Source organism: Amycolatopsis sp. lyj-112, from assembly GCF_046549055.1.
Lineage (GTDB): Bacteria > Actinomycetota > Actinomycetes > Mycobacteriales > Pseudonocardiaceae > Amycolatopsis.
Genome location: NZ_JAJPWS010000023.1, coordinates 1 through 12719 on the forward strand (window position 1 = coordinate 1; position 12719 = coordinate 12719).

Below are 12719 nucleotides of genomic sequence, written 5' to 3' on the forward strand. Positions count from 1 at the left end.
ACCCAGGCCTCACGAGTGCTCACCCGCCAGCAGCCACCACATCCAAGCCTGCCAAACCCAGCTCGAACACAACCCATTAGGCCTCCTTGAGGGACTCTGAGTCCCTCAAGGAGGCCTTCACGGACTTGATTCGCGGTGGTCAGCCCTGGGGCGTGTGCTGGAACGAGATCCGGTGCAGCCCACCGGGTCGCTCGTCGGCCAGGTACAGCTCACCGTTCTGGTCGGTGCCGAACGTGGTGGCGTCGAGCGGGAACTCGCCGATCCGGGCGCTTTCGTAGGTGCCGTCGGCCTTCTTCCGCACCGCCCACGCCGTGCCCTGGCAGAAGTCGGTGGCGATGTAGGTCCCGCCGGCCAGCGAGGCGAACTTCTTGCCGCGGTAGACGTTCCCGCCGATCACCGCGCAGCCCTCGGCCCCGGAGATGTAGTGGAAGACCGGATCGGTGTAGACCGCGCCTTCCTTGCAGCGCTCCTGGTCGAACACGACCGGGCCTTCTTTGCAGGACCAGCCGAAGTTCGCGCCGGCCTTGCGCGCGGCGATGTGGTCGACCTCCTCGAACCGGCCCTGTCCGACGTCGCCGATCCACAGCGATCCGTCGGCCGGGTCGAAGGAGAACCGCCACGGGTTGCGCAGCCCGTACGACCAGATCTCGGGGCGCGCGCCCGCGACGCCGATGAACGGGTTGCCGGCCGGGACGCAGTACTTCAACGGACGGCAGGCGCGGTTGACGTCGACGCGCAGGATCTTGCCGAGCAGCGTGTCCAGCCGTTGCCCGGTGGCCAGCGGATCCGCCGCGCCGCCGCCGTCCCCGATCCCCCAGTACAGGTAGCCGTCCGAGCCGAACGCCAGCTGGCCGCCGTTGTGGTTGGGGAACTCGGAATGCGGCTGGCTCAGCAGTTCGGTGATCTCACCGGTGTCGAAGCGGACCCGGCCCAGCGTCACCGCGCTGTCGGACTTGCGGGTGTAGGCGATGTAGACGCGCTTGTCCTTGGCGATGGCGAGCCCGAGGAGACCGCGTTCGACGTCCGCGCCGTCCACTTTGGCGCTGATGCCGAGGACCGGCTTGGCGGCGAGCCCGGTCTTGGGGTGGAACGCCCGGACGACACCCCTCTTCTCCACGACGAGGATGCGGCCCGAGCCGTCGTTCAGCGCCGTGATCGCGGTCGGATTCTGGAGTCCGGACGCGACCTGGGTCGCCGTCGCGGTCAGCTCGCCGAGCGGGACGCCTCGCTGCACCTGGGGTTCCGCGCTACTCGCCGCCGGGAGCAGTGACCCCGCCAGCGCGAGGCCGGCTACCAGGGACAACCCCCGCCGAAGGTGTCGTCGCGTCATTTGGACTCCAATCACCGTTGAATGGTCTGGTCCAATTCATCTGGACCAATTCATACAGTGGCCGGAGCAGCGGCGGTACCTCCATACGCGAGCTTCGGGTCGGTTTCTTTCCGGCGGGCAGGCCGTCATCTACTCGCCCAAGATCATTCTCCTGGCGTTCACCCACTCATCGGGGCAATTCGGACATCTGCCATACCGCGAAATGACCCTGTGTGTGACCTATGTATGCTCCGCTCTCGCTCGATGGGATTACTGATCCCCTGTTCGAGCTAGCCGTTGCGGTCGGGGCCTGTGGTCGCAAGCGGCACCTGGCATTCGTGGTCCGTATCGGATGGGAGACACATGCACGGCAGGTCAGTTCTGGTTCGCGGCGGGATCGCGGTCGCTTCTGCGGCCGTCGCGATGACGATGGCCGCTCCGGCCGCCCTCGCCGACGACGGCGCGGCGCGGGGCCGGGTCATCGGCGACGCCGGCACCGAGGGTTTCAGCGTCAACTTCGAGGGCGGGAAGCACTTCGTCACGAAGCTGTTCGGGCTGAAGCTCTCCGACGGCAGCAAGCTCAAGATGTACTGCGTGCAGGTCGAGGTCGGCATGCGGACCGATCAGGACATGATCGAGCGTCCGTGGAACAAGTACCCCGACGCCGCCTCGCCGTTCAACAAGAACAACGAGAAGATCAACTGGGTGCTGCACCACGGCTACCCGGTCGTCTCCGTGAAGAGCCTCGAAGGCGCGCTCGGCAAGAAGGACGTCAAGCTGACCGACGGCCTGTCCGTCGAGGAGGCCGTCACCGCGACACAGGCCGCGGTCTGGCACTTCAGCGATGGCAAGGACCTGGACCGCAAGAAGCCGCTGCCGTACGAAGGTGCCGAAGAGTCGGCCGACGTGCTCGCGGCCTACGACTACCTGACCGGCAAGGACAACGTCGGCATCGGCGAGCAGCCCAAGCCGACGCTGGACATCGGCCCGGCCAAGGGCGAAGGAGCCCCGGGTACCCGGATCGGCCCGTACAGCGTGGCGACCAACGGTGACATCACCGACCTGACCAGCAAGCTGCCCGAAGGCGTCAAGATCACCGACGCCGACGGCAAGGCGCTGAAGGCCGCCGACATCAAGGACGGCACCAAGGTCTACGTGGACGTCCCCAAGGACGCCAAGGACGGCAACGGTTCGTTCTCGCTGAAGGTCAGCGGCCACCTGGACACCGGCCGCCTCTTCGTCGGTGAGAACTACGCGAAGGTCCCGGCCCAGTCGCTGATCGTGGCGGAGTCCGAGAAGACCTCGGTCACCGCGAACGCGACCGCCAACTGGAAGCAGGGCGCCCCGGCGACCACTCCGGCCGTGCCCACCACCCCCGGTGGCGCCGAGTCGGGTGGCGGCAACGATCTGGCCAACACCGGTGCTTCCGCGGCCCTGCCGCTGACCATCGGCGGCGTGCTCCTCGGCGCCGGTGTGCTGATGGTGCTGCTGGTCCGTCGTCGCCGCAGCGAGGCGTAAAGACTGAATTCTGAAACGGGGCCGGTCCTTTGTGGACCGGCCCCGTTTTCGTTCAGCGGGCGTGATGCGTGCCCGGTGTATGGCCGAAGGCGCGGCGGAAGACGTCGATGAACGCGCTGGTGGACGACCAGCCGCAGGCGTGCGCCACCGTGGTCACCGGGGTGTTCTCGGCCAGGAGGACCAGGGCGCGGTAGAGCCGCAGCTGGGTGCGCCACTGCGGGAACGTCATCCCGAGGTCGGCCTTGAAGAGCCTCGTCAGCGTGCGATCGCTCGCCCCGACCTGAACGCCGAGCGCCGCCAGTGTCCGGTCGTCGGCCGGGTCGGCGCGCAGGATCGCGCAGAGTTCCCGCAGCCGCGGGTCGGTGGGCGCCGGCAGGTGGACGGGTTGCAGCGGTGAAGCCCGAAGCTGATCGAGCAGGACCGTGCGCAGCCGTCGCCGTTCCGGGGAGCCGTCGTGCGGCGAGCCGGTGTAGGCACGGATCAGTTCGCGCAGCAGCGGTCCGACGGCGAGCACGCTCGGTTCGGTCAGCCGCAACGGGTTGTCGGCCGCGGGCAGGCCCACCAGATGGAGTTCGAGTCCCCCGTGCGCCTGGTGGGCGTGCACGGTTCCGGCGGGCACCCAGATGGCCCGGGTGGCCGGGGCGACCCAGGAGCCCCGGTCGGTCGTGATGGCCAGGACGCCGCGGGCGGCGTAGACGACCTGATGGTCGTCGTGGCGGTGCGCGTCGATGGCCTCGCCGGAGACCAGTGACCGGACCTGCGTCGGCGCCTCCGGCAGGTGGCGGATTTTCGTCATCGACTGTCATTTTATCGGAAGCGCGACATCGCATCGAGCGGCGAGCATGGCGGGGTGCCCCGGAACAAAGCGATCATCCTGTTGTCGGCCGGCCACGCCTGCGTGGACGTGTACCAAGGTTCGGTGGCCGCGCTGGTGCCGTTCTTCGCCGCCGAGCGCGCCTACGGCTACGCGGCGGTGTCGGGCATCGTGCTCGCCGCGTCGCTGCTGTCTTCGGTGGCACAGCCGCTCTTCGGCGCGCTGACCGACCGGTGGGCGATGCCCTGGCTGCTGCCGTCGAGCACGATCCTCGGCGGGCTCGGCATCGGCCTCGGCGGACTCTTCGACTCCTACGCGCTGACACTCGCTTTCGTCGCGGTGTCCGGGATCGGCGTCGCCGCCTACCATCCCGAGGCGGCCCGGGTCGCCAGGATCGCCAGTGGCGGCAGGCATACGGCGATGGGCTGGTTCTCCCTCGGCGGGAACATCGGATTCGCCGCCGCCCCGGTGCTGGTCGCCGCTGCCATGGCCACCGGCGGGCTCCGGATGTCCCCGTTGCTCGTCGTTCCGGCACTGGCCGGCTCCGTGCTCTGCCTGCCCGTGCTGCGCGCGCTCACCAAGTCCGCCCGCACCGGCGGTTCCTCCGCCGACGTCGTGGACGCCGACGATTGGAGGTCGTTCACGAAGCTGTCGCTGGCCGTGGTGTTCCGTTCGATCGTGTTCGTCGGGCTGAGCACGTTCGTCTCGCTCTACGCCCAGCAACGGGCAGGCGGGGGCACGACGACGGGCAGTGCCGCACTGTTCCTGCTCTACCTCGGCGGGGCCGTGGGCACCTTGCTGGGCAGCAGGCTGGCGGGCCGGTGGGACCGGGTGACCGTGGTGCGCCGGTCGTATCTGGCCACGATCGGCGCGGTCGCGGGAGTCGTGTTCGTGCCAGGCCCGGCCTTCTTCGCATTCGTCCTGCTGGCCGCCGTGGGCCTGTACCTCCCGTTCTCCCTGCAGATCACGCTCGCCCAGGATTACCTCCCGACCCGGGTCGGGACCGCGAGCGGTGTCACCCTCGGCCTGACCGTCAGCATCGGCGGCCTCGCGAGCCCCGTCCTCGGCACGGTCGCCGACCACACGTCCCTTCAGACGGCGCTGCTGCCCTTGATCGTGCTGCCGGTTCTGTGCTGGCTCACGATCCGCTCCCTGCGGGAGCCAGGCTCGCAGACGGCCGAGGAAGACCGAATTCCGCACGATGGCGTGAAACTCACCGACAGCAGGCGCTGATGTGGCACTCCCGCGCATACGCATGTGCACAATTCGTCTGTTCGGGTATTACCCCATTCACACTTTCTCGCCCGCACCCGCACCATTGGAGACACTGGCCTACTGGAGACCAAACGGGGGGACACCGCATGAACGACCTGGGACAGCACTCGCACCAGCCGGAACCAGCGGGAAAGAGCTGTGGGATCAGATCATGACCGCCCCGGCCGGCCTCGTCGCTTCCGCGGATCGGCCTTGGCAGATCCCCGCCGCGCCCGCGGTGTTCGAAGCGCGAGAACGGTTCACCGCCGAACTTGACCGGTTCTGGAGTGAAGGCACCGGACGACGGCTTGTAGTGGTGAGCGGGGTTGGCGGTGTCGGCAAAACCTCGCTCGCTTTGGATTGGCTCTATCGCAAGGCGGACGAATTCCCGCAGGGCATTCTGTACAGCGACCTCGGCGGTGCGCGGGAGCGGCCTCCGGAAAACCCCGGCGAAGTCCTGCACGGATTTCTGACGGCGCTGGGGACTTCGCCGGCGGAGATCCCGATGAGCCTCGACCAGCGGGCCGCGGCGTTCCGGACGGCCACCGCCTCGCGGCGAATGGCCGTGCTGCTCGACGACGCCTCGTCCGTCGCCCAGGTCCGCCCGCTCCTTCCCGCCGGTCAGGAGGTGACCGTCCTCGTCACCAGCCGATGGCGGCTCACCGATCTCGGTATCGACGGGGCCCAGTTCGTCGATCTGCCGGTGCTCACCGAATCCCAGGCGCGAGGATTGTTCGAGAGGTACACCGGCACCGAGCGCGTCCGCTCCGATCCACCTTCCGCTTCGGAGATCGTGTCCTCGTGCGGCGGGCTCCCTCTCGCGCTGTCCGTGGCGGCCGCGCGGCTGAGAACGCGGCCGAAGCGAAGTCTCGCCCGTGAAGCCGCCGCTTACGGACGCTGGACATCCGAAAGCGGCCGGTCCGCCGACAAGACACTGTCGTTGAACGCGATCTTCCAGGTCGTCTTTGAAGGGCTCCCCCAGAGTGCGGCCACGGTCTATCTGGCGTGCGGTGTGCATCCAGGGCCTTTCCTGTCCACCGAACCCTTGGCCGCCGCGCTCGGCCGCACCGTGGGCGCCGTCGAGGACGATGTCGACGAGTTGATCGAGGCGAACCTCCTGACCGAGGCAGGCGAAGATCGGTTCGTCCAGCACATGGTGTTGCACAGCGACGCTCGCACGCGTGCCGCCACCGCACTGCCGAGTGATGAACGGGACCGGCTGGCCCGGTCGTTCGCCGGGTGGTACCTCGACCGGGTCCTGGCCGCAGACGAGGCGATCCACCCCCATCGGGCCCGGTACGCCACCCGCGAATCGCGGTCGAAGGACTTCGTCGAACGCGCCGACGGCCTCGCCTGGTGGCGTGATCACCTGTCGGTCATCCGCGCCGTGTTCGCCGAAGCCGCGGACCACGAATGGGATGACATCGTGTGGCGGTTCTGCGAGGCGTCATGGGGTTTCTTCCTTCACCACCGGGACTACCGACCGTGGATCGCGATGAACGAGCGGGGTGTGCGAGCCGCGACGCGCGTGAACCTGCCGTTGGTGGAGGCACGGCTGAGATCCCAGCTCGGCTTCGCCTACGCCAAACTCGGCCGGTACGACAAGGCGGCCGAAGAGAACATCGTCGCACTTCGCTTGGGACAGCAGGAAAACGACGGCCCGACACAGGCGACCGCGCTCTCCCAGCTAGGCCGATCCGCTCGAGGACAAGGGGATCTCGACGGTGCACTCGATTTCTACCGTCAGGCGGCGGATCTGCAGGAGCGGCTGGGAATTCCCCGCGGGGTGGCGCTGTGCCGGCGTCGCCAGGGCGAGGTACTGACGAAGCTCGGCCGGCACAGCGAGGCCATGATCGAATTGACCGCGGCGGCGACCATGATGGCGGAGCTCGGCGATGCCAACCAGCACGCGCGGTCCATCATGGCCCTCGCCAAGGTTTATGCCGCGGAAGGCCGGGCCGAGGACGCGATCACCCCGTTGACCGACTCATTGCGTGCGGTGCGGGCGCTCGATTCCCCTTACTACACGGCAGAGATCCTCACCGCGCTCGGCCACGTCGAACTTCAGTGCGGCCGAGAGCAGGAAGGCACCGGCCGCCTCGCCGAAGCTCGTGCCCTCTACACCGAGTTGGGCGTTCCCCGTACCGAGGAGGACGCTCAATCGTGAGCTCCAGCTCTCCGGCCGGGGGCGTCGTTTCGCCGCGACCACCAACGTCCTCGCGCGGGTGGCCATGACATGACCGGCCGGGTGGGCCGCGATCACGGCCGTGGCACCGGGATGGCGGATCAACGCGGTTCGAGCGGCGACCCGCGCCAGAGCGGCCGTCTCGCTGTCCTCCCGGAGCAATACGTCTCCTGCCGCCGCCCAGGCCGGTGGCACGGTGTCGACCGCGACAGCGAGGACATCGCCGTCGGAATCGTCGATCCGGATGCGAAGCCGGGCCACGCCCGGCGCATGGCCGTGGACGGCGTACACGATGTCCATGTCGTCACACCTCGATCGGCTGTGGCACGGGCAGCATCGGGATCGACGGCGGACACTCCGGTTCGGCCAGCCCCAGGAGGCGGTACATCGCCGACCGCAGAATCCCGGCCGCCTCCCCCTGCCTGGAGCTGATCGCCGAGGCTACGACCGGTGACAGGTGTTCACGGCACCGGATCGCTTCGGCCTCCTGGCCGGGCAACGGCCCCGACTCCAGAAGCGGGGCGTTCTCCCGGACGAGATCGGCGATACTCCCGCGGCGTAACCGGTCCCCCGGCTCGGTGGCCACGGTCACCGGACGGCCGATCGCGGCGGCGTACGCGGTGGTCGAACCGTGGTCGCCGATCACCCAGTCCGACGCGATCATGGTCGCCTGCCAGCCGCGATCCGGCGGGATGAGGCGCAGACCGGCCTCGACACAGTCGGCCAGCCAAGCCGCCACCTGCCTCCGTCCATGGACGGTCCAGACGTTGGGGTGCAGCACCGCCGCGACCGAATAGCGCGACGGCGGGAGGGCGTCGAGAACCGCCCGGCAGAGACTCGGGACCCGGCCGAAGATCGAGTCGGTCGACCACGTCGAACTGATCGTCACCAGCCGTTGGCGTGGGTTCAGCCCTAGCGCCCGCCGGTAGTGCTCGCGGAACCGGTCGTCGTCGATCAACCGGTCCAGGCAGATGTCCCCGGCGACGACCGCGACGGGCAGCGCTTCCGGGCAGAGGGAACCCAGTGCCGCCCGCTCCTCTTCGGTGGCCAGAGCGAGGACGGCGGGAAGGATCCGGCCGCGATAGGTCAGGAGTTCACGATCGAGGCCCGTGGCGGGCAGTACCGGGATCTCCGCCTTCCGGCTGTACAGATGCGATTTCATCGTCCCCGCGCCGTGCCCGACCAGCAGGATGGGGCCCCGGAGCTGCTCGAGGTGGCGATGACTGGCCGCCAGGACGAGGTCGAAAGTGTGGTGGACCGCCTGTTCCCACGGCATGAGAAGTCCGTGCTGCGCCCGGACGAATTCCTCCACCCCTGGCCACTGATCCGTGGTGTGCGGGACAGTGAAGACCACCTGGACCCTGTGGTCCGATTCGAGCAACGGCACGATATCCAGCAGTCTTGTGCCGGCGGTCATCGTCGGGACGACGACGAGCGCCGTCCGGCACCCGGCCCGCGTCACCCGCGCCTCCGCACCCGCCCCGACCGGCCCCCGGATCCACATCTCCTTGCTCACGAGCATCCCCTCTCGTCCGCTGACTGTGAGAGCGAGAGTGGACGGTGCGTCTGACACGGTCCTTTCGTACCGTGGTTGACGCTCCTGACAAAGGATCACTCCTCATCTGGTCCTCGCTGGTCGCGCTGGTTCGAAACGGAAAAGAATGTGAAACTGGAGAGCGAGGCGAGGGGCGGCAGCGAACACTGCTGATGGGAAGGGGCCTGCCATGGAAGTTGCCTTTGGAGTTCTCGGGCAGACTACTGTGCGAATGCACGGGAATTTGGTGGCGAATTGGGGTCGGCGACGCGAAGAGGGCATCCTCGCCGCACTCCTCACGCGTCCCGGAAGACGCCTTTCCGTCGAAAACGTAGTCGAATGGGTTTGGGACGAACAAGAACAACGTCCGCGCGACCCGCGAGCTACGATGTACCAATATGTCACTCGTCTGAGGCAGCTTTTCCGGGAGACGCGCGCACCCGCGGCGCTGGTCACGGCGAACGGCAAATACACCCTCGACGTCGATCCTTCACTGATCGACTACGTCGTCTTCCGCACGGCGATGAAGGACGCCAGGGCGCTCGGCGACAGCGGGGAACACCTGCGCGCGTGCGAAGCAGCGACAGCGGCAGTGGGACTGTGGCGGGAACAACCACTGGCCGACCTCACGACCCGGCCGGCGGAAGACTGGCGCACGTCATTCATCCAATCGGATTGGATACCAGCGAACAGTTACCTGCTCGACGAACTGATCGCCACCGGACAGTCACCCGCCGCCCTGCAGCGACTGGACGATCTCGATCGCGACCATCCGGACGAACTGAGCTTCGCCAAACTTCGACTGAAGGCGCTGAACTCAGCGGGCCGCCGAGGGGAAATCACGGCGTTCTACTTGAGAAAGTACCGCGCGTTCCGCACGGAGGGCGACGAGCAGGCCGCAGGCGAACTCCGCGAATTCCACGATGCACTCGCGTCCTCGATTCCGAAATCCATTCAGGTCACGACGGTAACCGCCGACAGAAAGCCGAAGCAAGTCGAGGAAAGCGTCATCCCGCTGCGACGACTGCCGCGCGATATCGACCGTCTCGTGGGCCGCGAGGACGTCCTGGCGAATCTCGATTCCTTGACCACCGGCACGACCGGCGAGCCGCTGGCGACGATCGTCTGCGTGACCGGCCCGCCCGGTGTCGGCAAGACCACCACCATCGGGCACTGGGCCCACCGCGCCGCCGAACGGTTCACCAACGGTGTGATCATGATCGATCTGCACGGGTTCAGCCGGACCCAACGCCTGGAGATCACCGACGTCGTGGATGCCCTGCTTTCGGCGTTCGACTTCCCGGTCGACCGGATCGTCAGCCCGGCCGGACGGATGACGAAACTGGCCACCCTTCTTTCCCGGAGACCGGTGCTCGTCGTGCTGGACAACGTGGAGAACTCCGGCCACGTCCAGCCGCTGCTGGACGTGTTGGCCTCGTGCACGGTGATCCTCACCTCGCGACGGCGCCTGACCCCGCTGACAGCCCTGCACAACGCGCCGTCGGTCGCACTCGAGCCCTTGTCGCCCGCTGAGTCGTGCGAGCTGCTGGCACACCGCATGCGAAACCGAGGACAACATGAAGCCGAAGTCCTCGAGGAGCTCGCCCGGTCGTGCGACTGCATCCCGCTCGCCTTGAGCATCGTGGCCGACCGTGCCGCCACACGCGGCGGGCTACGGCTGCGCACCCTGGCGGACCAGCTCAAAGACGCGGACACGCTCCTGATGATCGGAGACGACGGGGATGGCGCCGGAATTCATCTGCAGGCCGCGTACTCGTGGTCCTACAACGCGCTCGAGGAGACCGAACAGCGCATGTTCCGCCTGCTCGGCCTGCATCCCGGCACGGAGATGAGCCCGGCTGCGCTCGCCTCGGCCGGGGCGATGGGAATCCCCGCCGCGCGGAGGTCACTCGACGCACTGTTCGCCGCGCATCTGATCCAGCATCCCGGCGATCTCGACCGCTACCGGATGCACGACATCCTCCACCGGTACGCCGCGACCCTCGCGGGCCATGAAAGCGACGAGGACGCTCCCCGGAGGCGGTTGCTGTCGTTCTACCTGCACACCGCGTTCAACGCGCACGCGTCAGTGCATCCGTACAAGCCCCGGCCTCCGATGATCCCGGTCGAGCCCGGCTGCGTTCCCCTGGACTTCGCTTCGCCCGCGGCCGCTCGCCAATGGTGCCTCCGGGAGAGAACGAACATCAACGCACTCGTCGAAGACGCGCACCGGCAGGGGCTGCATGAGTACGCCTGGCGTATCCCCCATGTCACCATCGACATCTACGACCGATACGGGTTCTACGACGACATCGTGAATGGCCTGAAGATCGCCGCCCGATCGGCCGCGGCGGCCGGCGACCGGGTCGCCGAGGGTGCGACCCTGAACGACCTCGGTCAGGTCCACATGATCATCGGAAACGATCGCGAAGCGGATCACTACCTCACAAGGGCGTACGAACTCGTCCAGGCGCAAGGCTACGAATTCGGCAGACTCACCATCATGCTCAACTGGGCACGGCAGCATCATCACGCCGGCCGGACGGAGGAAGCCGTCGCCCGGTATCGCGATTGCCTGGTCTTGGCTCGGACGGTGCGGCATCCCGGTCACCTCGGGGTCACCGAGTATCGACTGGGCGACGCGCTCGAGGCGGCAGGCAAGCACGACGAGGCACTGGAACACTACCGTCGCGCACTACAGGTCAAGCAGGAAACGGGGGACTCCTCGGGACAACTGGCCGTGCACTCGGCGATGGCGATCGTGCTGACGCGAGTAGGCCGGTTCGACGAGGCCGACTTCCAGTGCGGCAAGGCGCTGACCTTGGCCGACGAGATCCATCACCTCCCGGCGACCATGAAGCTGTACACCGTCATGGCGGAACTCGCGCACGCACGACTCAACGACGGGGAAGCGATCCGGCACGCCGACCACGCGATCGGCCTCGCCGAGCGGAGCCATCACGCCACCGGCCTGGCTCGCGCTCGAGCCACACTCGGCCGCATTCTCGCCGACCACGGCGCCTTTTCCGAAGCCAGGGAGGTTCTCGAAGAGGCGGCAGGGCTCTACCGAGACCGGGGGCGGCACACCAAAGCGGCCGAGCTCGCTCCGCTGATCACCGAACTCGCCGGGCGTGAACCCGAGATCCCCGCGACACGGACAGGCGACGAGGACACCGTCGCCATGCTTCCACCACCCCGACGCGCCGGGGGGCTTCACTCCAAGTAGTGAACTACGTGCTCCCGTAACGGCCGGGCGGGTGGATTGTTGCTGCTCCGCACGTTGCCAGCGCGACAACCGCGCGCAAGCTCGCGACTACAGCGTTGACGTTTCATCGCGGACAGCCCTATCGTCCTCTGCAAACGAACATCTGGGTTTATTGAACCGGTGATTCGAGTCCCCACCAAACCGTCAGAGGAGCAAGTTGAAGAAGTTGCGGCACTCCCAGTCGTTCACCATGTTCATGCTGTCTGCCACCGCTCTCGCGATGGTGATCGGCGACTGGTGGCGCCCTTACTGACCAGCCGGACGGGCCGCCGCGGACGCAGCCCGAAGTATCACTTCGCACCACCGGTCGCGTCTCCTCGCGGAACGCCACCTTGGGGTCTGAGCCGGACCCCGCTCTGCAGCAGCATCCGCCTGGCGACACCGAAGCTCAGGCCGAATCTCGTCGCCAGATCCTGAATGCTCGCCCCCGCGAGGTATGCCTCGACAAAGCGTGGCGGGGCCGTCGCTCCAGTCGGCCCCGCCTGCCTCAACACCACCCCGGCCGCGAGAAGAGAAGTGCGCGTTCGGTAGTAGGTCATCCCGAAACGAGCGGCGAGTTCCGTGATCGTCGCGCCGGCTTCGTACGCACGCACCAACTCGGCTTCGGCGTCGAGATCACCTTCCCCACCACAGGCGCCGGAATCGTCCGCGCCCGTCATCTCAAGGCCACCACCCCGCTCTTGGCACGACCAGTCTCTCCACGGTCGTACTTGCGCGCCCTTAAATCCAGTCTCTTCGGGGTAATTCCCCCACGCGCCGCAATGTGCCCTTGGCGCACCGTCACCGATCCCGTCACTCAGAGTCCGTCCGGGAACGGCATGGCCGCGACGAGCGGCTCAG

General features: G+C 67.5%; 8 protein-coding genes. 4 read left to right on the top strand and 4 right to left on the bottom strand.

Going from position 1 to position 12719, the window contains the following annotated elements; translation table 11 throughout:
• Positions 1-139 precede the first annotated feature (139 nt).
• Positions 140-1330 carry a PQQ-dependent sugar dehydrogenase gene (locus tag ACLJRL_RS39360; RefSeq protein ID WP_410661503.1) on the bottom strand — a complete coding sequence of 397 codons (1191 nt, stop codon included), beginning with the start codon at positions 1328-1330 and terminating at the stop codon, positions 140-142.
• Between the two features lie 342 nt (positions 1331-1672).
• Between ACLJRL_RS39360 and ACLJRL_RS39365 the strand changes: the two genes are divergently transcribed.
• Positions 1673-2827: a Cys-Gln thioester bond-forming surface protein gene (locus ACLJRL_RS39365; protein ID WP_410661504.1), complete on the top strand. Its 1155-nt coding sequence runs from the start codon at positions 1673-1675 to the stop codon at positions 2825-2827.
• A 52-nt stretch (positions 2828-2879) separates the two neighbouring features.
• On the opposite strand, the gene ACLJRL_RS39370 is transcribed toward ACLJRL_RS39365, so the two are convergent.
• Positions 2880-3623, bottom strand: coding sequence for an AraC family transcriptional regulator (locus ACLJRL_RS39370; RefSeq protein ID WP_410661505.1), 744 nt, complete (start codon positions 3621-3623; stop codon positions 2880-2882).
• A 54-nt stretch (positions 3624-3677) separates the two neighbouring features.
• On the opposite strand from ACLJRL_RS39370, the gene ACLJRL_RS39375 reads away from it, so the two are divergent.
• Together ACLJRL_RS39375 and ACLJRL_RS39380 are read left to right on the top strand one after the other, a co-directional pair.
• Positions 3678-4874 carry an MFS transporter gene (locus ACLJRL_RS39375; RefSeq protein ID WP_410661506.1) on the top strand — a complete coding sequence of 399 codons (1197 nt, stop codon included), beginning with the start codon at positions 3678-3680 and terminating at the stop codon, positions 4872-4874.
• A gap of 193 nt (positions 4875-5067) precedes the next feature.
• The gene (locus ACLJRL_RS39380; RefSeq protein ID WP_410661507.1) at positions 5068-7062 is read left to right on the top strand and encodes a tetratricopeptide repeat protein; all 1995 of its coding nucleotides are present in this window, start codon (positions 5068-5070) and stop codon (positions 7060-7062) included.
• Between the two features lie 322 nt (positions 7063-7384).
• On the opposite strand, the gene ACLJRL_RS39385 is transcribed toward ACLJRL_RS39380, so the two are convergent.
• On the bottom strand, positions 7385-8602 hold the full coding sequence (locus ACLJRL_RS39385) for a hypothetical protein (RefSeq protein ID WP_410661508.1): 1218 nt from the start codon (positions 8600-8602) through the stop codon (positions 7385-7387).
• Positions 8603-9002: 400 nt separating this feature from the next.
• Between ACLJRL_RS39385 and ACLJRL_RS39390 the strand changes: the two genes are divergently transcribed.
• Positions 9003-11840: an ATP-binding protein gene (locus ACLJRL_RS39390; protein WP_410661509.1), complete on the top strand. Its 2838-nt coding sequence runs from the start codon at positions 9003-9005 to the stop codon at positions 11838-11840.
• 329 nt (positions 11841-12169) lie between these two features.
• Here the strand turns inward: ACLJRL_RS39390 and ACLJRL_RS39395 are convergent, their stop codons facing one another.
• Positions 12170-12538, bottom strand: coding sequence for a helix-turn-helix domain-containing protein (locus ACLJRL_RS39395; protein ID WP_410661510.1), 369 nt, complete (start codon positions 12536-12538; stop codon positions 12170-12172).
• Positions 12539-12719: the final 181 nt, after the last annotated feature.